Annotated in this window: 28 protein-coding genes and 1 pseudogene; 20 read left to right on the top strand and 9 right to left on the bottom strand. The window is 65.8% G+C overall.

The annotated features are described in order from the left end of the window. The 9 genes and pseudogenes from DL990_RS41040 to DL990_RS41010 form a co-directional block, all read left to right on the top strand. A pseudogene (locus DL990_RS41040) lies at positions 1-329 on the top strand (transposase); the annotation flags it as partial. Between the two features lie 67 nt (positions 330-396). After that, on the top strand, positions 397-972 hold the full coding sequence (locus tag DL990_RS41035; RefSeq protein WP_199746812.1) for a tyrosine-type recombinase/integrase: 576 nt from the start codon (positions 397-399) through the stop codon (positions 970-972). Beyond that, complete coding sequence (locus DL990_RS41655; RefSeq protein ID WP_199746811.1) at positions 966-1,145, top strand: hypothetical protein; 180 nt, start codon at positions 966-968, stop codon at positions 1,143-1,145. The genes DL990_RS41035 and DL990_RS41655 overlap by 7 nt, the downstream gene beginning before the upstream one ends. A 231-nt stretch (positions 1,146-1,376) precedes the next feature. Next, positions 1,377-3,224, top strand: a complete 1,848-nt coding sequence (locus DL990_RS41030) for a tyrosine-type recombinase/integrase (protein WP_199746810.1) — start codon at positions 1,377-1,379, stop codon at positions 3,222-3,224. Continuing rightward, a complete protein-coding gene (locus tag DL990_RS41025; RefSeq protein WP_125801876.1) occupies positions 3,214-3,606 on the top strand; it encodes a DUF6262 family protein in 393 nt (130 codons plus the stop codon). Before DL990_RS41030 ends, DL990_RS41025 begins: the two co-directional genes overlap by 11 nt. A 4-nt stretch (positions 3,607-3,610) precedes the next feature. After that, entirely contained in the window at positions 3,611-3,934 is a 324-nt protein-coding gene (locus tag DL990_RS41020; RefSeq protein WP_125801875.1) for a HEPN domain-containing protein, read from the top strand. Positions 3,935-3,940: 6 nt separating this feature from the next. After that, the gene (locus DL990_RS42540; protein ID WP_158632711.1) at positions 3,941-4,282 is read left to right on the top strand and encodes a HEPN domain-containing protein; all 342 of its coding nucleotides are present in this window, start codon (positions 3,941-3,943) and stop codon (positions 4,280-4,282) included. Positions 4,283-4,357: 75 nt separating this feature from the next. Further along, complete coding sequence (locus tag DL990_RS41015) at positions 4,358-4,579, top strand: hypothetical protein (RefSeq protein WP_125801874.1); 222 nt, start codon at positions 4,358-4,360, stop codon at positions 4,577-4,579. Next, on the top strand, positions 4,576-4,893 hold the full coding sequence (locus tag DL990_RS41010) for a helix-turn-helix transcriptional regulator (RefSeq protein WP_125801873.1): 318 nt from the start codon (positions 4,576-4,578) through the stop codon (positions 4,891-4,893). The genes DL990_RS41015 and DL990_RS41010 overlap by 4 nt, the downstream gene beginning before the upstream one ends. 840 nt (positions 4,894-5,733) lie before the next feature. Here the strand turns inward: DL990_RS41010 and DL990_RS41395 are convergent. The 3 genes from DL990_RS41395 to DL990_RS41000 form a co-directional block, all read right to left on the bottom strand. Further along, positions 5,734-5,886, bottom strand: coding sequence for a hypothetical protein (locus DL990_RS41395; protein WP_158632710.1), 153 nt, complete (start codon positions 5,884-5,886; stop codon positions 5,734-5,736). Between the two features lie 1,071 nt (positions 5,887-6,957). Continuing rightward, complete coding sequence (locus tag DL990_RS41005; RefSeq protein ID WP_125801872.1) at positions 6,958-7,782, bottom strand: SDR family oxidoreductase; 825 nt, start codon at positions 7,780-7,782, stop codon at positions 6,958-6,960. An 89-nt stretch (positions 7,783-7,871) separates the two neighbouring features. After that, positions 7,872-8,762, bottom strand: coding sequence for a LysR family transcriptional regulator (locus DL990_RS41000; RefSeq protein WP_233620722.1), 891 nt, complete (start codon positions 8,760-8,762; stop codon positions 7,872-7,874). An 89-nt stretch (positions 8,763-8,851) separates the two neighbouring features. Between DL990_RS41000 and DL990_RS40995 the strand changes: the two genes are divergently transcribed. After that, positions 8,852-9,604 (top strand): alpha/beta fold hydrolase, encoded by a 753-nt coding sequence (locus tag DL990_RS40995; RefSeq protein ID WP_125801870.1) that lies wholly within the window; start codon positions 8,852-8,854, stop codon positions 9,602-9,604. A gap of 30 nt (positions 9,605-9,634) precedes the next feature. Here DL990_RS40995 and DL990_RS40990 read toward each other — a convergent pair whose 3' ends face one another. The 3 genes from DL990_RS40990 to DL990_RS40980 are packed head-to-tail and all read right to left on the bottom strand — an operon-like array spanning position 9,635 to position 12,276. Next, positions 9,635-10,318, bottom strand: a complete 684-nt coding sequence (locus DL990_RS40990; RefSeq protein WP_125788159.1) for a response regulator transcription factor — start codon at positions 10,316-10,318, stop codon at positions 9,635-9,637. After that, positions 10,315-11,508, bottom strand: coding sequence for a sensor histidine kinase (locus DL990_RS40985; RefSeq protein ID WP_125801869.1), 1,194 nt, complete (start codon positions 11,506-11,508; stop codon positions 10,315-10,317). Before DL990_RS40985 ends, DL990_RS40990 begins: the two co-directional genes overlap by 4 nt. 9 nt (positions 11,509-11,517) lie before the next feature. Beyond that, on the bottom strand, positions 11,518-12,276 hold the full coding sequence (locus DL990_RS40980; protein WP_233620721.1) for a CPBP family intramembrane glutamic endopeptidase: 759 nt from the start codon (positions 12,274-12,276) through the stop codon (positions 11,518-11,520). Between the two features lie 1,072 nt (positions 12,277-13,348). Between DL990_RS40980 and DL990_RS40975 the strand changes: the two genes are divergently transcribed. The 4 genes from DL990_RS40975 to DL990_RS40965 are packed head-to-tail and all read left to right on the top strand — an operon-like array spanning position 13,349 to position 14,587. Then, positions 13,349-13,675 carry a hypothetical protein gene (locus DL990_RS40975; RefSeq protein WP_125788162.1) on the top strand — a complete coding sequence of 109 codons (327 nt, stop codon included), beginning with the start codon at positions 13,349-13,351 and terminating at the stop codon, positions 13,673-13,675. Further along, a complete protein-coding gene (locus DL990_RS41390; protein ID WP_158632709.1) occupies positions 13,675-13,818 on the top strand; it encodes a hypothetical protein in 144 nt (47 codons plus the stop codon). Before DL990_RS40975 ends, DL990_RS41390 begins: the two co-directional genes overlap by 1 nt. Continuing rightward, positions 13,815-14,348, top strand: a complete 534-nt coding sequence (locus DL990_RS40970; RefSeq protein WP_125801867.1) for a hypothetical protein — start codon at positions 13,815-13,817, stop codon at positions 14,346-14,348. The genes DL990_RS41390 and DL990_RS40970 overlap by 4 nt, the downstream gene beginning before the upstream one ends. Continuing rightward, positions 14,345-14,587: a hypothetical protein gene (locus tag DL990_RS40965; RefSeq protein WP_125801866.1), complete on the top strand. Its 243-nt coding sequence runs from the start codon at positions 14,345-14,347 to the stop codon at positions 14,585-14,587. The genes DL990_RS40970 and DL990_RS40965 overlap by 4 nt, the downstream gene beginning before the upstream one ends. Before the next feature lie 4 nt (positions 14,588-14,591). Here DL990_RS40965 and DL990_RS41385 read toward each other — a convergent pair whose 3' ends face one another. Beyond that, complete coding sequence (locus DL990_RS41385) at positions 14,592-14,756, bottom strand: hypothetical protein (protein WP_158632708.1); 165 nt, start codon at positions 14,754-14,756, stop codon at positions 14,592-14,594. 106 nt (positions 14,757-14,862) lie between these two features. Between DL990_RS41385 and DL990_RS40960 the strand changes: the two genes are divergently transcribed. After that, positions 14,863-15,591 (top strand): hypothetical protein, encoded by a 729-nt coding sequence (locus DL990_RS40960; RefSeq protein WP_125801865.1) that lies wholly within the window; start codon positions 14,863-14,865, stop codon positions 15,589-15,591. Continuing rightward, positions 15,588-15,965 (top strand): hypothetical protein, encoded by a 378-nt coding sequence (locus tag DL990_RS40955; RefSeq protein WP_125801864.1) that lies wholly within the window; start codon positions 15,588-15,590, stop codon positions 15,963-15,965. The genes DL990_RS40960 and DL990_RS40955 overlap by 4 nt, the downstream gene beginning before the upstream one ends. A 117-nt stretch (positions 15,966-16,082) precedes the next feature. Here the strand turns inward: DL990_RS40955 and DL990_RS40950 are convergent, their stop codons facing one another. Next, complete coding sequence (locus DL990_RS40950) at positions 16,083-16,529, bottom strand: hypothetical protein (protein WP_125801863.1); 447 nt, start codon at positions 16,527-16,529, stop codon at positions 16,083-16,085. 164 nt (positions 16,530-16,693) lie between these two features. Here DL990_RS40950 and DL990_RS40945 point away from each other — a divergent pair, with 164 nt between their 5' ends. The 4 genes from DL990_RS40945 to DL990_RS40930 are packed head-to-tail and all read left to right on the top strand — an operon-like array spanning position 16,694 to position 20,547. Beyond that, on the top strand, positions 16,694-16,969 hold the full coding sequence (locus DL990_RS40945; protein ID WP_125801862.1) for a hypothetical protein: 276 nt from the start codon (positions 16,694-16,696) through the stop codon (positions 16,967-16,969). 34 nt (positions 16,970-17,003) lie between these two features. Then, the gene (locus tag DL990_RS40940; protein WP_233620720.1) at positions 17,004-18,122 is read left to right on the top strand and encodes a tyrosine-type recombinase/integrase; all 1,119 of its coding nucleotides are present in this window, start codon (positions 17,004-17,006) and stop codon (positions 18,120-18,122) included. Continuing rightward, the gene (locus tag DL990_RS40935; RefSeq protein ID WP_125801861.1) at positions 18,119-18,463 is read left to right on the top strand and encodes a helix-turn-helix transcriptional regulator; all 345 of its coding nucleotides are present in this window, start codon (positions 18,119-18,121) and stop codon (positions 18,461-18,463) included. Before DL990_RS40940 ends, DL990_RS40935 begins: the two co-directional genes overlap by 4 nt. A 26-nt stretch (positions 18,464-18,489) precedes the next feature. Continuing rightward, a complete protein-coding gene (locus tag DL990_RS40930) occupies positions 18,490-20,547 on the top strand; it encodes a hypothetical protein (RefSeq protein ID WP_125801860.1) in 2,058 nt (685 codons plus the stop codon). A 127-nt stretch (positions 20,548-20,674) separates the two neighbouring features. On the opposite strand, the gene DL990_RS40925 is transcribed toward DL990_RS40930, so the two are convergent. Further along, entirely contained in the window at positions 20,675-21,124 is a 450-nt protein-coding gene (locus DL990_RS40925) for a GNAT family N-acetyltransferase (RefSeq protein ID WP_125801859.1), read from the bottom strand. Between the last annotated feature and the right edge of the window lie 755 nt (positions 21,125-21,879).

The raw sequence follows: 21,879 nt of genomic DNA, 5'->3' as shown, positions 1-21,879 counted from the left end.
TCCGGCCATCGTGCGGTTGTGGGACAACGCCTGGGCCGAGTTCGTGCCGTTCCTCGCCTTCGACCCGGAGATCCGCCGGGTGATCTGCTCCACCAACGCCATCGAGAGCGTCAACGCCCGTATCCGCGGCGCCGTCAAAGCCCGTGGACACTTCCCCAACGAGCAAGCAGCACTCAAGTGCGTCTACAGCGCTCAAGTGCGTCTACATGGCGATCATGAGCCTCGACCCGACCGGCACCGGCCGCAAACGCTGGACCATGCGCTGGAAACCCGCCTTGAACGCGTTCGAGATCGCCTTCGACGGCCGACTCGCCGCCGGACGCAAGTAGTTTCCTTCAACCCGAGTTACACCGCTCGTTTGACAGACCCGCGGAACATCCGACGATCCTGACAGCGGTGCAGGTGCAGGCGATCCTGGACGCGTGCACGCGTCTGCGGGACCGTTTGTTGTGGGCCTTCTTGTGGGACACCGGGATTAGGATCGGCGAAGCGCTGGGCCTGCGGCACGAGGACCTGGCCGCCGCCGAAGGTGAGTTGACGGTCGTGCCGCGGGAAAACGACAACGGGGCGCGTGCCAAGTCGGCGACGCCACGCACCATTCCGCTCAGCCCGGAGGTTGTCCGGCTCTACGCGGACTACCTGCACACCGAGTACGGCGACCTGGACTCTGACTATGTGTTCGTCAATCTGTGGGGTCAGCCGTTCGGGCGTCCGTGGGGCTATCCGGCGGTCTACGACCTGGTGCTGCGGCTGCGCCGGATCACCGGCGTCGACTTCGACCCGCATTGGTATCGGCACACCTTCGCCACGCGCTTGCTTCGCAAGGGAACGCCGATCGAGGTGGTCAGCACATTACTCGGGCACTCCTCGATCACGACCACTTTGGACATATACGGGCACTTGTCCATCGAGGACGCCCGCCGGGCCCTTGAGAAGGCTGGCTTCCTGACTGGTCAGGAGCTGCGATGGTGACCGCGGCGGAGCCGGCACATACCCCGGTGTCGGCACCGGGGTTGCTGGCCAAGCTCATGGCCGCCGTTCGCCCCGAGTTCCGAGTGGACATCCTGGTCCCCGAGCGGGGCGCGTTGGTGTTCGACACCGAGCCCTGCCGAGTGCCGGGATGCGTCCGCCAGCCACGCACCTGAGGACTATGTAAGGGTCACTACTACAAATGGACAATTGAGGGCCGACCTGACATCGACGCGTTCGCCGCGACCGCATCCCCGGAGGGTCTTGGCCGCCAGGATCTCACGGTCTGCGTCGTGCCGGGATGCCGCTACGGCGGCACCCGCCGAGGTTTGTGCGTTCGGCACCACGGGTTCTGGGAACGAGCGGGACAACCGGCCCGCGCGGTATGGCTGGCCGGACTCGCCCCGGTGCATGATGCCAACCATCCGGTCTGCGCGCTGCCCTACTGCACACTGTGGGCGCAAGGGCGCTCGCCGTTCTGCGTCAACCACCGGTCCCGTTGGGAAGCCGTGGGCCGACCTGACATCGACGAGTTCACCGTGCTCTGCGAGTCCTACGGCGACGACCGGTTCGACTTCCGGCCATTGGGCGATCGCCGGCAGCTGAGGCTGGAGCTGCAGCACGCCTTGCAATGCCGAAACGACGAGCGGCAGGTCAAGACCCCAGCTGCCGTCGCCCGCCCGGTCATAGCGCTTGCCGCGGTCAGCCCGGTTGCCTCATTGCTGGACTGGCCGATTGAACTATGGGTCAAGTTTTTCGACGCCAACCACTCCGCGCAACACGGCCAGAACGGGCAGGTGGCTTTCCTGCGCTACGCCTACCGGTGCCTTGAGGACCTGCTCTGCGGCAGCGGATGGGAGGCCGAGTTCCCGAGGGATGTGTGGGAGCTGCGCCGACTCGGGATCGAGGGCCGCAAGCGGCTGAGATTCGACGGCATCCCGCAGTCCTGGCTGCGGGAGTTGGCGAAACGGTTCGCCCGCTGGCGGTTGAGCATCGGCCGAAGCCCCAACCAGACGTACATCGATGTCCAGGCCGTGACCCGGCTGGCCCGCTTCCTGGAAGCACCGCCAGTCAGCGTCACCAGCCTGGCAGAGCTCGACCGGGCGACGCTGGAGCGCTACCTGGCCGACCTGTCCACTGATCCCCGAGCACTCCATACTCGCAGCCGGGACATTAGCTCACTCGGCGCGTTCCTCGACGCGATCCGCCGGCACGAGTGGGACCGCGCCCTGCCGACCAGCGCTGCGTTCTATCCCGATGACTTCCCCAAGCGCGAGAAGCGTCTGCCGCGCGGGCTGGCCGGGCACATCATGGCCCAAGTCGAGCAGCCCGCTCACCTCGACCGTTGGCACAACCCAGACACACGGTTGATCACGCTCATCCTGATGCGCTGCGGCCTGCGAATAGGCGACGCCGGCAAGATCGCGTTCGACTGCGTCGTGCGCGACGGCGACGGCGCGCCCTACCTGCGCTATGTCAACCGCAAGATGAAACGGGAGGCCCTCGTCCCCATCGATGAGGAAATCGAGCAGGCGATCGCCGAGCAGCAGCAGCGAATTCTGCACCGATGGACGGAGGGCAGTCCGTGGCTGTTCACCGCTCCGAAGATGAACCCCGATGGTCGCAAACCCCTGAGCACACACTCCTATCGCGGCCAGCTGCGGGACTGGCTGGACCGCTGCGACGTCCGCGACGAGCACGGCCGGCCAGTGCACCTCACGCCGCACCAATGGCGACACACCTTCGGCACCCGGCTCATCAACAAGGATGTCCCACAGGAAGTAGTGCGGGTCTTGCTCGATCATTCCAGTGGCGAGATGACGGCGCACTACGCCCGGCTTCACGACACGACCGTCCGGCGGCACTGGGAGAAGGCCAGCAAGGTCAACGCGAAAGGTGAGACCGTCACGATTGACCCCGACGGACCGTTGGCCGAGGCGAACTGGGCTAAGCAGCGACTCGGCCGTGTCACCCAAGCGCTGCCTAACGGCTTCTGCGGCCTGCCGGTGCAAAAGACCTGCCCACATGCCAATGCCTGTTTGACCTGCCCGATGTTCGTCACCACGCCGGAATTCCTGCCGCAGCATCGGGAGCACCGGCAGCAAGTCCTGCAGATCATCACCGCCGCCGAGGCTCGAGGTCAGCAGCGGCTGGCCGAGATGAACCAGCAGGTTCTCGGCAATCTCGACAACATCATCGTCACCCTCGAAGCTGACTTCGGACCCGAGGAACAGGAGACGGAGGATGCGTGCTGACAACACCCACCACATCATCGCCGCCGCCCAGCAACGCCACGAGCTCACCCGGGCCAAGGCGATCCGAGCCCTGCGGACTCTCGACGCCAGCGGCAGCCCTGTCACCTTCGAGGCCGTCGCCCAAGCCGCGGCCGTCTCCAGATCCTGGCTCTACGCCCAACCCGACGTCCGAGCCGAGATCGAACGTCTCCGCGCCGCCCATCGCAGGGCTCCTGCGACACTGGTTCCCGCCCGGCAGCGAGCGTCGGACGCCTCACTGCTGAGCAGGCTCGAAGCAGCCAACCAGCGCAATCACGCACTAGCAGCCGAGAACAGAGCATTGAGGAACCAACTGGCACAGGTTCTTGGCGAACAACGTGTCAATCTAACGAAGCGAGGATAGATAGATGACCAGTCAAGCCAGCGTCGCCTTCCAGAAGAACTGCACCGATGTTGACCGCCTACTTGAGATTCACTCGGAGATAACAGGAGATGAACCGGGCAGGCGATGGCAACAAGTCGAATCGCTCCACAAGGCTGCATTCGTGCTCATCACCGCATTCTGGGAAGCGTTCTGCGAAGATCTGGCTGCCGAAGCACTCGATCACCTTGTGAACCAGGCTCAAGGCGCGAGCTCGCTGCCCCTTGACCTCCAGAAACTAGTCGCCAAGGAACTCAAGGCCTCCGGCCAGCACGAACTGGCCATTTGGCAGCTTGCAGGCGACGGCTGACGAACGGTGCTGTCCACACGGCTCCAAAGGCTGCAGCAAGAGCGGAACCGAAAGCTAAACACACCGAAGACGGCGCAAATTGACGATCTATTCACAAACGCCGTCGGGGTCGGCGGAGTCTCGAAATCATGGTTCTGGAAGGGAATGACGGCAGCGCGAGCATCCGAAAAGCTTGACGAATTTGTCACTCTACGAGGCGAAGTCGCGCATCGCGGTTCGGCGGCGGATGGCATCCGGAAGACACAAGTCAGGAACTATTACAACCACATCGTCAAGCTTGTCGGCAAGACCGAAGCCCGTGTTGCGCGGGCCGTTGCCGACGCCATCGGGACCCCACCGTGGTCGTAATCGAGCCCATGCCGCCAACTTGGTCGGCGACTTGCAATGGCACAAACCAGTAACAGTCGTAGGGGGATTACCTGTATGGCCCAGAACTGCCCGGACTCGTCAGAAGCATTGACCACCACGCAGACATGCTGGTCAGCAGGCTGCGAGATCGAGCAGCTCAAGATAATCCAGGAACAGGTCGGCCACGCGTATCCCAGCACGACCTCGATCTACACCGATGTGTCGGATGAGTACCGGAACCGGCTGATGCACCAGGCACTCGGCGACTTCGCGCCGTTCATGTGGGAGGCACCGTGACCAAGAAGATGACCTTCGAGTGGCATCTGCGCATGCGGATGGCCGAACGCGGGATGTTCCAAACCTCGGATCTGGTCAAGCCCTTGGCCGAGCGGGGAATCGTCCTGTCTCGTGAGCAGATCTACCGGCTGGTCACGACACCACCTCAGCGGCTGTCGATGGATGTGTTCGCCGCCCTGTGCGACATCCTCGACTGCGCACCCAACGACCTGATCGAGATCAAAGCCACCGGCGCGTCGACGGCGAAGGCCGCGGGAGCGAAACGAGTCCCGAACGTCCGCCGCAGCACCATCCGCCGCCCGGATCTGTCATGACCCGACCGAACCCTGTTGGTGAGCCGGAGGAATCGGCCCGACTTTTGAGCGCTCTGGCCAGGCACCTGCCCACCTGAGCGGCACGGAATTGCGGCTATTGCTGAACTCGTCGCGGATCGCCATCGAGGAGATCCCTGACCTCGTCGCCTTCTTGAACGACCACGACGACGCACTGACCACCGCAAGGTCGACCGTCCCTTCCGGCTATCTGCCACTGGCGCACCTGCTCTCGGTCCACACGGGAGCGCCCATCGCACGCCCCCTGTGCTCGGCATGCGGGCAAGCGACCTTCTTCTTGCCTCATATCGCACCCGAGGGCCGATGGTGCGCACGCTGCGTCAACCGCCAGACCCCATGTTCGCGCTGCGGCACGCTAGGAGGCCGCCAGACCGTCACTCCCGAAGGGCCGATCTGCTCACCCTGTCGGCGCGGCGCTCGCTCTGCTCCGCCTGCGCGCGCGACGAAACCTCAGAACGCCATACCGCGGCGACGCGCCCGCCGAATCACCTACCTGCCGTGCGCGCTGTGCGGCAAGGTCTCGCGCCTCGGCGCTTATTGGCCGCTCGGCGCCGTCTGCGCGTGCTGCCATAGGAAAGTGATCTCGGCCAAGACGCCGTGCGCAGCCTGCGGCACCGTGCTGCCGCTCATCGGTTCCGGCGCGGACGGCGCACGGATCTGCGGCCCCTGTACAGGCAGTCCGCTCACCTTCGCCTGCCGTACCTGCGGTACCACTGGCGACAACTACACGGCGCGCACCTGCCATCGATGCGCGCTCGCGGACCAGGTCACCGGGCTGCTGTCGCAGCCGGACGGCACCATCGCCGTCCGGTGGCAGCCTCTTCACGCGAAGCTCGTCGCCAGCGACAAACCGTCGGCGATGATCAGCTGGCTCGCCAAGGCGAAATCCAGCCGGCTGCTTCGCCAGCTGGTCCTCGACGACATCCCCATCACCCACGAGTATCTCGACACCTTGCCGCTCTCCCGGACGGTCAACCAGGTTCGGGACCTTCTCGTGCGCTGCGCTGTCCTGCCCGAGCGCGACACGGAGTACATCGACCGAATAGACCCGTGGCTGCGCCACCTGATGGCGCAGGCACCGCCACATCACCTCCGGCTTCTCGGCTCGTTCGCTCACTGGTATCTGCTGCCGAAAGCACGGCGCGCCGCCCACCGCCGCGGTGTCGGCCAGAGCGCCCCCACGACTATTCCCTCCACCGTATTGGCCGCCGCCCGACTCCTGCAATGGCTCGACAGCCGACATCTCGCCCTCGTAGATCTTTCCCAGTCGCTTGTGGACGAGTGGCTCGACAGCGGCCGCGGCCACTACCGGTACCTTTACCCGTTCATCACCTGGGCGCGGACACACGGATTAGTTCCCCAGGAAGTCCGCACTCCATTCCCAGTACCCGGCACGTCTTTCCTTGCTCAACGACAACGAACGTCTGGTCCAGCTACGCCGGTGCCTCGACGAAGAAGACATCCCGCTTCCCGTGCGCGTCGCAGGCGTTCTCACACTCCTCTTTGGACTTTCCGTCACTACGACCGTACGGCTGCACCAAGACCAGGTGATCACGGGACCCACCGGTACCTTTCTGAGGCTTGCCGACCACCACCTCGCCCTTCCGCCACGGCTGGTCACTCTCCTAGAACGTCTCGCCGCTCAGCTACCCGCACCTCACGACGCACTAGGCCTGGTAGAGCACCAGTCCCCGTTACTGTTCCCCGGGACGACAGCAGCACGACCAATGACAGCCAATGCACTATGCCATCGCCTGGCCGAACACGGGATCCCGGTGCTCGCAGCTCGCAACAGCGCACGCCTCGCCCTCGCCACCCGGCTACCTGCCTCGGTGCTGGGCCACCTCACCGGAATCGAGATCGAGACCGCCGTGAAGTGGAACCAACGCGCAGGCCATGACTGGACCTCATACCTCGAAGCACGCATACCAGAGGCCTGAACCGCCGGGGACGACAGCGTTGAAGCGTTTCGTCCCGCGGCCTCATATGCGCGAGTGCTGTCATCGAGTCGATCCAGACTTGGGAACGGCTTCGGGTTCAGCACGTTCATCGGGCGGGCTGCGAGGCGGACAGGCGGCCGGGGTCGAAGACGCGGGCCATCGTCCGAGCGCTGCGACGTCGGCTCATGAGTCGGCTGGAGAGCACACCGAGCCGGTTGAAACGCCCGTCGATGACGGTCGGCCCGGGATTTCGGCGGTCGAGGTGATTCAGGGCGGTGGCGACGACGTCCTCGGGCGTACGCAGCCTCCCGGCGGTCAGCACTCCTGCGTCCGGACCCATCCCGGTCGTGAATTCGGTGGCGGTGGCGCCGGGCGAGACGGCGAACGCGGTGACGCCCGTACCTCGCAGTTCCGTCCAGAGTGATTCGGTGAAGCTGAGCACGAAGGCTTTCGCGGCGCCGTAGACGGCCATCCGGGGAGAGGGCAGGTAGGCGGAGACACTGGCGAGGTTGAGTACGAAGCCGTTGCCTGCCCTGATCATTTCTGGCAGAAACGCGGCTGTCAGCTGTACCGGCGCCATCACATCGACGGCGATCTCGGCGGTGAGGTGCCGGGCGTCCGCTTCGGCGAACGGAGCGAACGACCCGAACCCCGCGTTGTTGATCAGGCTTGTCACGTGGACACCTCGGTCGCCGACCGCCTGGCGGAGCTCACTGGCGACGGCCGGTTGGGAAAGGTCGGCGGAGATCACCTCGATCCGGGTGCTCGTAGCGCGGCGCAGCTCGTCGGCGAGCGCCTCCAACCGCTCGGCGCGCCGGGCGACGAGCACAAGGTTCGAGCCGCGCGCGGCCAGCGCCCGGGCGAAGGCAGCTCCGATGCCGGAGCTCGCTCCGGTGAGCAGAATGGTTTGGGTGCGATAGTCGACGGTCATGCGTTCAGCAAACCGACTGCCGACGGGACCGTCCAAGACCTGTTTCGCACCTCGTCATGCAGGAGCTGCATGACGAGAAGGCCCGGTGTTCACGACTCGCGGGAGAGAAGGCTCTCGGCGAACTGGACGAACTCCGAGACGAGAGGGTTGGTGTCCGCGGCGCGGGTCGCGACGACCACCTGGCAACGCTCGATCCCGTCGATGGGAACGGTGACCAGATCGGGGCGCAGGGTGAAGCGCCGGTCGTGGGCAGGGATGACGGCGATGGCTGTGCCCTCGACGATGGCTTCGAGTTTGTCGTCGTAGGTCTCGGCGACGGTGGGGCCGAGCGGGGCAGGTTCGTCGTCCGGCCGGGGTTCGAGCCGCCAAAAGCTCGTCCAGTCGGAGCCCATGCCTGTACAACCGACTAATGGTTCCGCTGCGATGTCGGCGGCACTGACCGATTCCTTGCCGGCGAGGCGGTGGGAGGACGTCACGAGCAGGACTCGGGGCTCGGCGTAGAGAGCCGCCAGATCCAGTTCCTCGGCCGGGATCGGCAGCGGGGTGCGGGTGACCAGAACGTCGACGCGCCGGTCAAGGACGGCGTCGGCGTCCTTCGAGTCGAGGTGGCGGGTCCGGACGTGGGCGTCAGGGTGGCGGCGGCGCAGGGCGCGTACGACGGGCGTGACGACCAGGTCGTCGACGTACCCGATGGTGATCGTGCGCGCAGGCGCCGCGTCACGTGCGGTGAGCACCGCGTTCCGGGCACGATGCAGTAACCCCTGCGCTTCGGGCAGGAACGCCGCACCGGCCGCGGTGAGCCTGCTGCCTTGGGGGGTGCGCTCGAGCAGACGCACGCCGAGGGCGTTCTCCAGCCGTTGGATCTGACGGCTCAGCGAGGGCTGGGCGACCCGTAACTCCTCGGCGGCACGAGCGAAGTTCAGGTGCTCGGCGACGACCGCGAAGTACCGGACCAGCCTCAGATCCAAGTCGGGAGTCACGTACGCAGCGTACTCGTTATGCGGATACTGCATCACGAGGTGCGAACCAAGTCTTGGACAGCTGCCTGGGCCACTGGTGTCCTCGAGCTATGACCATCGTGTTAGTTAACGGAGTCCCCGTGACTCCCGCTGTGTGGACTCCATTGATCAGTGAGCTGCCCGAATCACGGCAGCGGGAGGCGGTTCTGCTTCCCCCTCCGGGCTTCGGGGCGCCACTTCCTTCCGGATTCGGGGCCACCTTCCTCGAGTATCGGGACTGGCTCATCGACGAGTTGTCCCGCTTCGACACACCCGTGGACCTCGTCGGCCACAGCCTCAGCGGAGGGTACGTCCTCGAAGTGGCGATGACTCGTCCCGGCCTGCTGCGTAGCTGGGTCAGTGACACCATCGGAGGTTACGAACCGGACTACACCTGGCACGAGATCGCGAAACTCTGGCAAACGCCGGGCATCGGAGAACGCCACATCCAGGAACTCTTTTCGGGAGGCAACCGAGACCGGGCAAGGCGCATGGTCGAGTGGGGCATCCCCGAACCGACGGCCAGCGAGGTAGCAGCGGCCCAAGGACCGGAAATGGGCAAGGCCATCCTCGCGCTGTACCGGTCGATACCTCCGGAGGTACTGCGTGAGCGCGGACGAGACCTGGCTGCGGCTACGGGCAGCCCGGGGCTGATCCCCGTGGCCACCGAGGACCTCACGGGTGGCAGCGTCGCTCTCCGCCACCGAGCCGCCCGGCGTGCCGGTGCTCGCGCCGTCGATCTCGACGGACTCGGTCATTGGTGGATGCTTCAGCACCCGGCGCGGGCGGCACGCATGCTGACGGACTTCTGGAACAGCCTGTGACAGGACCTCCCCGAGTGGAATCGGCGGGTGTCAGTCTGTGCCGGATACCAGGCCGATCCGGTAGGCGAGGACGACTGCTTGCACGCGATCCCGCAGGTCGAGTTTGGTGAGGATCCGGGACACGTAGGTCTTCACCGTCTCGGTGGAGATGACCAGTTCCGCGGCGATTTCGGCGTTGGACAGGCCGGCGGCGAGGTGTTCGAGCACTTCCAGCTCGCGGGGGGTCAGTGCCCGCACGACGGTGTCTCGTTCGGGGCGGGAGGTGTCGGTGGGGCGGAGCCGTTCGGCGAAGTGGCCGATGAGGCTTCGGGTGACCGCGGGGGCCAGCAGGGACTCGCCGCGGGCGATCGTGCGGACGCCGTCGACCAGCTGCGCCGGCGGCGTGTCCTTGAGGAGGAACCCGCTGGCGCCGGCGCGAAGTGCCTCGTACACGTACTCGTCGACGTTGAACGTGGTGACGACCAGCACCTTCACCGGTGCCTCGACACCGGGACCGGTCAGCTGGCGGGTCGCCTCGATGCCGTCCAGGACGGGCATGCGGATGTCCATCACGATCACATCGGGGCGCAACCTTCGCGCGGCCTCCACCGCCGCGCGGCCGTCGGCCGCCTCGCCGACGACCGCGATGTCGGGTTGCGAGGAGAAGATGGTGACGTACCCGGTGCGCACCAGTTCCTGATCCTCGCAGATCAGCACCCGGATCGGCTCGGTCATGTCGGGCTCCCTGGAATCATGGCCCAGACGCGGAAGCCGCCGTCGTCGGGCAGGCCGCCGGAAATCAGGTCTCCGCCGAGCATGCGCACCCGTTCCCGCAGTCCTGTCAGGCCCCGGCCACCGGAGGGTGTGGCCGTGCCGCCGATGGCGGGACCGAGGGTGATCACCTCGACCTCGATCTGGTCCTTGCCGTGTCGGACCAGGACCTTGGTCGGGTTTCCGGTCGCGTGTTTGAGCGCGTTGGTGAGCGCCTCTTGTACCACGCGGTAGGTGGTCAGCTCCACGTCGACGGACCGAGGTAGTTGCTCGCCCTGCTCGGTCCACTCGACGGGTTGACCGGACAGCCGGGCCTGTTCGACCAGATCAGCGACCTTTCCCATGGCCGGCGTCCGGTCCGCGGTTCTGGACTCGCCGGTCGCCTCGAGAATGCCGAGCAGGGTCCGCAGTTCCGTCAACGCCCGGCGTCCGGTGTCGCTGATGGCGCGCAGGCCTGTCCCGGTTCGTTCCGGCGCGGAGTCGAGCAGGAACTGCGCCGCGTCGGCCTGAACCACCATCGCGGTCACGTGATGTGTGACCACGTCGTGCAGGTCCCGAGCGATGCGTGCCCGCTCGGTGGCCGCGGCCACCTCGCCCGCCAGCCGTCTCCGTTCAGCCTCCTCCGCCCGCCATCGACGCATGCCGGTGCCAGCCAGCCAGATCACCACCAACACGAGATAGAACGCGAGAAAATCCGGAAACCGTTGCGGTGAGCCAAGGTTGTGCAGTGCCACGGTGAGCGCCGCATAACCCGCGGTCAGCACTGCGGCAAGCCCCCGGCGGAACCGCGCCAGGTGCGCGCCGGCGGCGTACAACGCCAGAAGAATTCCGATCTTGCCGAACGTGTCCGGGTAGCTCAGCACCTGACCGATAGCGAACGCGGTACCGATGACCGACAGGCACACTGCCGGCATACGGCTGCGTATCACGAGCGGCAGGCACATCGCCAGCGTCAGCGCCACACCGACCATCGCGCCGATGCCGCCCGTCTCGCGCCTGGGGAGATCGCCGATCTCCGGCCCGATATGGGCGACGGTCGGCGCGAATGCCAGCACGGTCAACACCGCTGCCAACACACCGTCCTTGATGGACGCTGGAAGGTGTCGCCACCCGTCGAGTGCGGTGCTGAGGCGGGATGCCGCGCTGGCAAGCATTCGGCGAGCCTAGCGCCGCCGCACGGGCACGAGGTTGCCGCGCTTGTGAGCGGCGATAAGCATGGGCACGGCGAGCAGTAGGCTCACAACGACGGGAACGATCGACCCCTCGATGCCGAACTGGCCGCCGGTCACCAACTCCGGGCCCGTCGGTTCGGCGACCAGCAAACCCGGCGACGCGTGACCCGAGACCGGGAGGCCGAGCAGCCCGACGGTGGTGTTCCAGGCGAAGTGCAGGCCGACTGCCGCCCAGATGCTGCGCAGCCACAGGAAAGTTGCGCCCAACAGGACGCCGGCCTCGACGGCGACCGCGAACCCGGTCCACAACGTGGCGCCGGGGTTGGCCAGATGCAGGGCGCCGAACAGCACCGCGGTGATCGTCAGCGCCGCCCAGCTGCCGCACAGCCGCTCCAGCCCCTGCAACAACAGACCGCGGAAGAGCAGTTCCTCGGTCACCGCCGCACCGAGCTGCACCGCCGCGATGCTCACCACGGTCGCCACTCCGCTCCCGGACGCCCAGGTGAACGAGAACTCGGTGATCACCATGAGCACGGACACGGCGATGAACATGAAGCCGAGCCCGATGCCGAGCAACGTCTGGATCCCGGCCCGTGCCCTCGCGATCTCCGGCGTGCTTCGCCGCGCGACGTAGCGCATGACCACCCAGTAGACGGCAACCGCAGCAACCGCACCCACGACCGCCAGCACCGGCGACCCGCCCGAGGACAGCGCCGACACCCCGCCCACACCGACTATCCCGACCAGCATCCAAACGAGCGGAAACCGCAAGATGCGGCCCGCTCGCCCAGGCTGGTGATCCGTGCGCGCGTTCGCCATCGTGTTCAAGGTGACCTCCGGTTGACCACGGCCGCACGGTTGGGCGGCCCGTAGGAAACGCTAGAAGCGCACCCACGCCGGCGAATCACCAGCGAGCGGACGATCCGAGTAGCTCTCACGGGGGATATTCCAGATCTCAGCGCCGTGCGACGTCAGCGCGATCGGTGTCCTGGCCGGTGGCGGCCGGTGTTCAGGAAGTCGATGCTGGCGAGCCTTCGTGGTCGACGTAATGCCCACCGTTGTCGACCGCCCACGGCGACACCGTGCTGCACGACGAGCGATCATCCCAGCCTTCTTAGTCCGCCCGCAGGGAAACAGGCGAACAGCGATCCCGGCCGAAGGTCACAGGCCGCGGTCGTTGGTGCGCCCCGACCTTCCCGTGCCGCAGACCTTCCGCCACCCACGCCTGAACATGCGTTCGAGAACGACAGCACGAGCGGCCGAATAGCGCATGCTCAAATATGTGCACTGCACCAGTACAACGAGCAAAGCGGCAGTACCCCTCGCCCGATGCGGACTCGAGCGGCTGGACAGTCTGATCGCGGCGTGCACCCCAGCATCCGCGACCGTGTGCCGCGGGCCCGCACCGTTCCCGGCGGGCACCGTACCCACGCGACGCGAGAGCTGCCGACCATGCTGACATGGGGTTCACAAGCCCGATTCAGCTAGAAAGGGAAAGTTCTCACTGATGTAAACTCGAACTAGTTCTGCAGCGCGAACAAGGTCATTATATGTCTGATTCATGCCTTGGATGATCTCGTAAGTTTCGCGAGGGGTTCCTGTATCCGAGGAAAACCACTCATCGAAGATCCTGCGATTCTTCTTGACCCAGTCCGCTCGCGCTTCGACGGCCGACTCAAACTGGACCGATAGATCAGGACTGTAAGCCTGGAGGATCGTCCTCAGCGAGCGCCTCGCCGCTTGCCGACGACTTGAAGCGCGCCCAGCGCGGACGGCAACTGCTCAACCAGACCATGGGCTGGGCCACCGACCAGGAGCCATCATGACCACCCTCGACCTCGACCGCCCCTGCCAGCACAACGCGTTCGTCGCCGACGTCAACGTCCACCGGCTCACCGCCACCGACGACGACGGACCCGCCCTCGCCTACACCGCCGAAGTGCTCGTCCACTGTGGCCAGTGCGGCGAACGGTTCCGCTGGATCGGCGCCCCCGCCGGACTCCTCCCGGACCGGCCCTGTGTGTCGGTCGACGAAACCGAACTCCGCGCACCACTGCGCCCCGCCTCCGCCGACCCGGACTTCGGACTCGGCATCCCCGGCTTCGCCATCGGGCTGGCCACACAGGACACCGGACTGGAGGCAGGCTGATGCGCATCCGTGCCGAAGGCACCAAGCCCGAACTCGCCGCCGCCGTCGACCGCCTCAAGACCGTGTTCGACGTCCAGGAGACCAGCCGGTTCTACGACAACCGGGGCTCCTCCGCCGCCGACCAGGAATGGGGACCCGCATGAGCACCCTGGATCGCCGAAGCCGCGCGGAAATCGGCCGCGCCGCCAACCGCAAGGGCAAAGACGCCGAACAAGCCGTCGCCCGCTACCTGCGCGAACACGGCTGGCCCGACGCGCAACGGACCGTCCGCACCGGCTGGAAAACCGGCGAGCACCACTCCCGCGACCGGGGCGATATCGACGGGACACCCGGGATCTGCTGGCAGGTCAAAACCTCCGTCGAAGACTTCAGCGACACCCGCGTCCTGCGCGTTCTCACCGCCACAGCGGAACAGGCCGTGGCCAGCGGCGCCGACCTCGGCATCGTCGTCCAGCGCCGCAACGGCGCGGCCGACCCCGGACGCTGGTGGACCTGGACGACCGCGGGCGACCTTCTGGCCCTCTCCGAAGCCGCCAGAAACCCTGACGTACTCGCCGTTCCCGAGCCACAGCTGAACGTCCCGGTCCGGACGATGCTCGCCGACCTGATCCCGCTCCTGCACGCCGCCAGGAACACAACCGCGCGCCCCACCGAGGAAGGCTTCCGCCCGTGACCGTGATCGTCTCCAGCGCCGAGCTGCCCGAGCCCACCGACACCGACTTCCACGGCTCCGGTGCCGCCGCCTGGAACATCGCCGGACCGCTCGACGTGCTCTGGCTCCCGCGCCATGGCGACGTTCCCCCGCGCATCGGCATCGGCTGCGAACCCACGATGCTCGCCCTCAACACCCAGCACGCCCGCGAATTCGCGCTCGCGCTGCTCGCCGCCTGCGAACGCGAGGAACGACCGTGAGGTCCTACCCGGCCTTCGGACGGTCGGCAGCACGCAGCCAGCGGACCACCTCGACCACACGGGCCGCGTCGAACGCCGGCAACGGCACGGACTCCACGTCCGCGCTCCACACCAGCAACAACCGCTCCAGGCGACGCCGCCGCGCCAGCCGCTCCCGAATGCCGTCCACGCCGTCCGACCTCCTCGCCACCTGACGTCGCCCCGCCCGGACGTGCCGTTACACCCTCACCGACACCGTGACCGGCCACCCAGGCCGATACCCCAGGAGACTCACCATGACCGATCTTCACCGCTGCTACCGCGGGGCACGATGCGCCCACCGCGAAACCGATCCCGACCACCCGGCCATCAAACGCGGCGCACCGATCAACCCGGCCGAAGGACTCTGCGACGCCTGCACCCGCCACCTCCACCAGGCCATCGTGGACATGCCCCAGGACTACCTCGACCTCGAAGCCGTCCTCGGCGGAACACGGGACGGCCTCCGGCAGCTCGTCACCGGAACCCGCGACCAGCCCGTGCCCCTGTCGCTCACCATCGCCGCCATCCAAACCGAGCTGGTGCACGAAGCGCAGTGCTGGGCCGAGTCCACAGCCGACGTCCTCGGCCTCCGCTGGGACACCCAGGCCGCCCGCGACAGCCGCCCAGGCCCGGTACTCGAGCGAGCCGCCCGGCTCCTGGAGAACTCCGTCAGCGTCCTGCTCGCCCTGCGCGGCGTCGTCCACACAGGCTGGACCGATGGCGAGTGGACCACTCTCGACCGGGACGGCCTCGACAGCGCGGACATCCTGCTCGATCTCCACCACCGCGTCGAAGCCGTCACCGGCCACAAGCGACTCATCAACCACCTCCCGGCCCCATGCCCACGCTGCGACCGTGTCGCGCTCCAGTGCCCCGACGGGTCCGCCACCGTCACCTGCGGCGTCTGCCGCAACACCTTCACCTGGGACGAGTACCAGCGGCAATGCACGCTGCTCGCCGCCCAGCACGGCGCCGTCGCGTGAACCGGCCCGATCCGTGGCCCTGGCCCGGAGACACCCCGCTCGACCGGGCACGCCGCATCGCCCGCACCTACCGCGAAGCGCTCATGATCGCCGCGCCGGACACGTGCGTAGACCTCGACGCCCGGTGCCGCGACCTCGGACAGACCTGGGTCGTGCCGAAACCGCTGTCGTTCGGCCCAGATGACCTCCTCGACGCTCACGAGGTCGCCGAGATGTGCGACGTCCAGCTCAGCACCGTTCGGCAATGGCGGCGCCGAGGACTGGCCACACAAGCTACCCCGGACGGTCTCCGCTACCGCGTCGCCGACGTGCTCGACTACCACGCCGGACGCGCCAACACGGCCGTAAACCCTGATATGACAAGGGATTCGTGACCGGCCCCGGTGGCGCGACGGCGCGCGACTGTACTACTCTGCGCAGCAAGCACCCCTATGCCCGCCTACCCAACGGAACGGCTCCCGCAGCCCGTCGAACCAGTCGAGCCGGACTCTCTACTCCGTGATTGTGCCGGTCCTGCACTCGACGACCTGACCATCGTCCCAGCCGCAGGCTTTCCAGCTGGCCGTCTTGCCGTTGGGAATGTTTCCCACTCCCATGCAATAGGATTCACCGCTGTAGACGTGCTTGTAGTAGCTCTTCCCGGTATAGTTGTTTGTCACCTTGACCGAGGAGGACTGCCCGTCGAAAGGCCTGTCGACAATTAGGAAGTTGTCCTGGTCGTTTCCAGTGCTCTCGTTGTAGTCGTGCCAGTAGAGACTTCCTGCCTTGGAGCCGGACCCTCCGCCGTCGGGAATGTACCAATGACCTTCGTTGCCGCTGCTGCATGACGCCTGAGCTTCTGCGGAGAGTGTCGTATCGGCACTGGCAGAGGCTGGGGCGAACAGTGCGGCGGCGACGAAAGCCGCGCCGAGAATGCTAACTCGCGTGCGGTTCTTCATAGCGTCCCTTTCGTGTCTTCCCGAGAATTTCCTTCCGACGCAGTGCCGATCAGGAGCTCGATTCCTCTGACGGCCGCGACGGCTCCTAAGAGGATCGCGCGACCAGCGGGGCTCGGCCACACCTTTGCGCCCTATCGAAAACAGTCGTGCGTGGGGGGGGTGTCATGCCCCTGCTTCGCCAGAACGCGCGCCTCCGCAAGCACGGCATCTGGAACTGGAGCCTGCCCGCCTGGGCCGGACGCTTCGAAGATGGACGCACCTACAACGCCTGCCCCAGCGCCGGAATCTGCGCCAAGACCTGCTACGCCCGCTCTGCGCGGAATTTCATCTGCTGCAAGGAATTTGTGGCGGTTTATCTGGCGACCAGAGATCGCTCGTGCGGCCCCGACCGTCCTATTGAACCACCCGAACTGGGGACTTGCCCAACATCTTCCGTTTGATGAAAGATCCTTTCAGTGAACGGAAGGGGTGCAGGTGGGCACGCGGGACGGTGAGCAGCCAGGATCAGCGCGACTGGAGCTTGTGGATGGCTTGGCCCTGTTGCACGCCGAGGACGCGGTCCTGGAAGCAATGCTTTCAGGATGGGAAAAGCAGCAGCGCGGTGGACGGCGACTGTTGCAGTCCACAGTCGACGCTCGCCAGAACCGCGTGCGCCGGCTGGTCGAGTTCACTAACGAGTATCCCTGGCAGTGGACCGCTTCTCACATGGACGAGTGGATGGCACACCTGGTCGGTGAACGGCGACTGGAGAAGTCCACGATCCTCAATTATCAGGGGTCGATCCGACTGTTCTGCGACTACATCACGTCGCCGCACTACCGCTGGAGCGAGGAGTGCGAGACTCGATTCTCCACGCATCCGGTCCAGATCTGCCATGAGTGGAACACCACGGCCCATCTGGCTGACTACGAGGGACGTCCCGGTCGTCGTCCGCTCACCCGTGAGGAGTGTCAGGCTCTGTTCGACTACGCCGACGAGCAGGTCGAGCGGGCCATCCGGCTCAAACGCAAAGGAGCGCTGACCGCCTACCGCGACGCAACCGTGCTCAAGGTCATTTACGCGTGGGGCTTGCGCAGTAACGAGACCAGCAAACTGGACCGGTCCGACTGGTACCGCAACCCGAATGCACCCGAACTGGGCAAGCTCGGCATGCTGCACGTCCGCTATGGGAAACGTTCCCGAGGGTCCCCGCCGAAGCGGCGGATGGTTGCCACCGTGATGCCCTGGGCGGCCGAAGCGGTCGAGGACTACCTGCTCAACGTCCGGCCCCGGTTCGGCTTCGAGGATCATCCGGCGATGTGGGTTACCGAACGCGGCGGGCGGTTACGCACACGTGAGATCGAGGAACGCTTCGCCACGTACCGGGATGCGCTGGGCATGGATTCGGATCTGACGCCGCATTGCCTGCGGCACAGCCATGTTACGCATCTGGTGGAGGACGGAACCGACCCGAAGTTCGTTCAAGAACAGGTAGGGCATCGATTTGCCAGCACGACAGCGATCTACACGAATGTCAGTGGCGACTTCATGAACACCATGCTGCGTAAGCATCTGGACCGCGGGCTGAAGTCAGACGAGGAGGAATTGGGATGACAGCGAAGCTCGACTACACGTGGAACCTGCGCGAAGTCATGGCCACCCGGGGCATGTTCAACACCACCGACATCCGTCCGCTCTTGGCTGAGCGGGATGTCCCGCTGTCGCCGACGCAGATCTGGCGGCTGGTCACCGAGAAGCCTGAACGGTTGAATCTGAAGGTCTTGGTCGCGCTGATGGACATTTTGGACTGCCGGATGGACGACCTGATCGAACCCGTCGTCACACCGGCCACGCGGAAGAAGAAAGCAGTCGGCGAGACCACGAAGCCTTCCAGCGGATCTGCGCCCGGCGTAGGGGACTTCCGTCCCAAGCGGGCACGGATCACCGACCGATGACAATCCCCACAACGGTCTCTGCTCTCGTGGTCGATCCGACGACCGCCATCATCGATGCCATCGCCAGGCTTGATCCTCAGGCCGACCCCGCTGCACTTGCCGCTCTGATCGCAGAAGTGGTTCCCCAGCAGCGACGGCTAGCCACACTGGCCGAACAGCTTGATGCCCGACCGGACCTGCTCGCCGGGGCAGGGGCGCAGGGCTCCCCGGCCGTCGTCAAGCTCATCAATGCGCTGCTCGCCAATCACGTGGCCGGCGTCGTCGCCCCGGCCTGCCCGTATTGCGCCAGGATCGTCACGTTGTCCCGCGGTCGTGATGGGCTGCGCTGCTGCAAGAGTTGCTGGGGCGTGGCTCACGCCAAGCCTTGCGCCCGTTGCGGAAAGGTCTGCACGATCGATAGGCGAACCAGCGACGGCGAGGGACTCTGTGCCGCATGCTGCCGCACTGAGCCGACCCTGCGCGAGCCGTGCAGCGGATGCGGCCGTCTGCGCATCGCCGCTCGCCGCGAGGGCGATCTCGTGTTGTGCCGAGCCTGCTGCACTCCCCCGTTGGGGATCTGCTCAATATGCGGAAACCGCAAACCGTGTCTGCGCGCCGACACCAATGCTCCGCGATGCAAGAACTGCTCCGACAAACGCTGCACCGAGTCTTGCTCCGGATGCGGACGCGACCGCACCGTCTCGCGGCGCACCGACACGGGCCAACCGCTGTGCAAAGAATGCGGCAGCACCGACACCTGCGCCCACTGCCAACGCCGTCGACCAATCCGGGCCCGCACCGCGCAAGGAGCACTGTGCCACGCCTGCTACAAGCAAGACAGCACATCGCACCGAACATGCCAGCGCTGCGGCACCGTGGAACGTCTTCACCACCACGGGTTCTGCACGGCTTGCGCCTGGCCCCAAGTGCTCCGTAAATTTCTCACGCCCACCAGCGGCCCGATGCGCGTGGAGCTGGAACCCATCGTGGCAGCTCTGTCCACAACGGATCCACGCACCGGTCTCAACTGGATCGCGCGGGCCTCCAAACAGCGAATGCTGTCCGCGCTGGCCGAGGCGACGGGTCCAGTGACACACGCTCTCCTGGACACACTGACCCCGCCCGCCGACGCCGAACACCTCCGGACGGTCCTGATCGGCTGCGGTGTCCTGCCAACGCGCGACGAGCTCTTGATCAGCGCTGAGCGATCCATCGAACGTCGAATCCTTCGGGTCGAAAATCCGGACGACCGCAAGATCTTGCGCAGCTTCGCCACATGGCACCGACTGCGATACCTGCGCACGAACGCGGAGCGCCGACCACTGACGCAGGACCAAGTCACCTACGCCTGCAACACCCTTACCGCCTCCGCGCATCTTCTGAACTGGCTACGCGCACGCGGCAAGAACCTGGCCACCTGCACCCAGGACGATATCGACGAATGGATCGCCCACGACACCTTTTCCCGAGCTCGGGGATTCGTGACGTGGGCAGTTCGGAGTGGCCACGCCCGCAGCATCGAGATACCCCGGTTCAGGAACGAACCCACCCGAGAGGTGTTCAGCGATCACGACCGGCGGTGGGCCCTTGCCCGCCGACTTTTGACGGAGGACACCGACGCGCTCACCGACCGCGTCGCAGGACTGCTTGTCCTACTCTACGGCCAGCGCGTCACCACGATCACCCGCCTCACCACGGATCAGGTCACACTCAACGACCATGGCATTGAGCTTCTGCTTGGTGGCCACCCGATCGTCGTTCCTTCGGCGTTCGGCGATCTCATCGGCAATCTAGCCGCTGGCCTCCCGCACAGCACTGCGGGCGGCCCTTCCGACAGTGCCTGGTTATTCCCAGGCCCTCGAAGAGGCCAACCACTCTCTCCAAAAGTGCTGCTGCGCCGGCTCGCAAAGCTCGGAATCCCCGCCACCATCGGCCGCAACAGCGCTCTGATCGAACTGGCGGCTGAAATGCCGGCCGCTGTCCTCAGTGGACTACTCGGTATCAGCATCGACCGAGCAACACGCTGGACACAGGACGCAGGCAACACTCGCCCCGGCTACGCCGCAGAAGTCGCTAACCGCGTGTCCACCTCGCGCGGCAGTTGATCTACCACGCCCAGGCGCGGGAAGTACTGGGGCCCTCGCTTGAACGTGAGATTTCGTTTTCCCTGAAGGGAGCCTCGTGGACCGAACACGATCGCGACCTGGTCGTCCCTCTGCACTGGGCGGGGCTCTAGGTCCTGCTGCCGCGCCGGTAGGAGTAATGGATGAGCCCCTCGTGGAAGTCAGCCACTTTGTCGTACAGCGCGCGAGCCGGGGCGTCCTCCAGCGTGTTCCAGTAAAGGCGAGGGAACCCGTGCGCCTCGGCGTCCCACGCCACCCACTTGATCATCGCCGTCGCGACACCTCGCCGCCGGACTTCCGGGTCGACATACAGGTCCGCCAGGTAGCACCTGCCCCCGGCTCTCCAGACGCTGGCGTGGAACACATAGTGCGCGATGCCGACCATCTTGCCGTTGACCCACGCGGCTATCCCCCGCGCCTGCACCCCGTCGAGCACGCGTTGCCAGGCCTGTTCGTAGCTGTCGTCGCCGACCTCGGTCTCGAAGTGGGCGTGGTGACCACGGGCCAGCACTTCCCATATGGCGCGGTCGGATTCGGTCAGGAGGCTAATCTCCACCATGGCGTCCATCCTTCACCACAGCCAGGTCAGCAACGGGCGCGCATCACCAAGCTGGTCAGCACCGCCTCGAACCTGACCGCTGGCCGAGCCAGCGATAGCCGCCAGGTTCATGTGGCGCAGCAAAGGCTGCCCTAGCTGGGGCTAAGACTCTGACGGCATCTCGACACTGTGGGAGCCGTTGCGCGCCGCCGGGATTCCTTCAGGTACCGACCCGCCCAGACGAGCTCGCACACGGCAAGCAAAGAGATCATACCGCGTGGCCATTCGTGCGGTCGCGATTCGAATCGGCTGCTGCACGGACGACTCGCTGAAATGTTCACCGTCTCGGAACTGATCACGAGTGAGGTCGAGCTCCAGGCCGCTCGGCAAACGATTCCAATAGTGGAGCCCGTCGGGCCAGCCATCGCGTCGAAAGACCTCCGACCAGAGCAAGACACCGCCAAGGAGCTCCGCCACCGCCATCGATGTGACACCACAATGCCCAGCAGCAGGGTTAGCGGAATCCCACGCGATGGCAGGGTCACATGTTCGCTCATCCCAGCATCGCCGGAACACAGCGTCCAGCTCCGCCAAAGACCAGACAGTAGTCATCCGCCCCTCAACCCACCCCCCTCCCCACAACCGACCACGCCGACCACCACGACAACCAACCACCCAACCAACGCCACATACCCACACACAAATCCATACCACAACACAACCATCACACTAAACCAACAACACATACAGCCCACAAACAACACACTAATATACAA

The organism is Amycolatopsis sp. WAC 01416, from assembly GCF_003947485.1.
In the GTDB taxonomy this organism is placed as follows: Bacteria; Actinomycetota; Actinomycetes; order Mycobacteriales; family Pseudonocardiaceae; genus Amycolatopsis.
Note: the sequence above shows the minus strand (reverse complement) of the source record. Positions and strands in the feature narration are given on the sequence as shown.

Excerpts from the sequence above, each read along its gene's own strand:
- DL990_RS41655 (WP_199746811.1), top strand. The coding sequence starts at position 966 with ATGGTGACCGCGGCGGAGCCGGCACATACCCCGGTGTCGGCACCGGGG.
- DL990_RS41025 (WP_125801876.1), top strand. The coding sequence starts at position 3,214 with ATGCGTGCTGACAACACCCACCACATCATCGCCGCCGCCCAGCAACGC.
- DL990_RS41020 (WP_125801875.1), top strand. The coding sequence starts at position 3,611 with ATGACCAGTCAAGCCAGCGTCGCCTTCCAGAAGAACTGCACCGATGTT.
- DL990_RS41015 (WP_125801874.1), top strand. The coding sequence starts at position 4,358 with ATGGCCCAGAACTGCCCGGACTCGTCAGAAGCATTGACCACCACGCAG.
- DL990_RS41005 (WP_125801872.1), bottom strand. The coding sequence starts at position 7,782 with ATGACCGTCGACTATCGCACCCAAACCATTCTGCTCACCGGAGCGAGC.
- DL990_RS40995 (WP_125801870.1), top strand. The coding sequence starts at position 8,852 with ATGACCATCGTGTTAGTTAACGGAGTCCCCGTGACTCCCGCTGTGTGG.
- DL990_RS40990 (WP_125788159.1), bottom strand. The coding sequence starts at position 10,318 with ATGACCGAGCCGATCCGGGTGCTGATCTGCGAGGATCAGGAACTGGTG.
- DL990_RS40985 (WP_125801869.1), bottom strand. The coding sequence starts at position 11,508 with ATGCTTGCCAGCGCGGCATCCCGCCTCAGCACCGCACTCGACGGGTGG.
- DL990_RS40980 (WP_233620721.1), bottom strand. The coding sequence starts at position 12,276 with ATGCTGGTCGGGATAGTCGGTGTGGGCGGGGTGTCGGCGCTGTCCTCG.
- DL990_RS40975 (WP_125788162.1), top strand. The coding sequence starts at position 13,349 with ATGACCACCCTCGACCTCGACCGCCCCTGCCAGCACAACGCGTTCGTC.
- DL990_RS41390 (WP_158632709.1), top strand. The coding sequence starts at position 13,675 with ATGCGCATCCGTGCCGAAGGCACCAAGCCCGAACTCGCCGCCGCCGTC.
- DL990_RS40970 (WP_125801867.1), top strand. The coding sequence starts at position 13,815 with ATGAGCACCCTGGATCGCCGAAGCCGCGCGGAAATCGGCCGCGCCGCC.
- DL990_RS40960 (WP_125801865.1), top strand. The coding sequence starts at position 14,863 with ATGACCGATCTTCACCGCTGCTACCGCGGGGCACGATGCGCCCACCGC.
- DL990_RS40950 (WP_125801863.1), bottom strand. The coding sequence starts at position 16,529 with ATGAAGAACCGCACGCGAGTTAGCATTCTCGGCGCGGCTTTCGTCGCC.
- DL990_RS40945 (WP_125801862.1), top strand. The coding sequence starts at position 16,694 with ATGCCCCTGCTTCGCCAGAACGCGCGCCTCCGCAAGCACGGCATCTGG.
- DL990_RS40935 (WP_125801861.1), top strand. The coding sequence starts at position 18,119 with ATGACAGCGAAGCTCGACTACACGTGGAACCTGCGCGAAGTCATGGCC.
- DL990_RS40925 (WP_125801859.1), bottom strand. The coding sequence starts at position 21,124 with ATGGTGGAGATTAGCCTCCTGACCGAATCCGACCGCGCCATATGGGAA.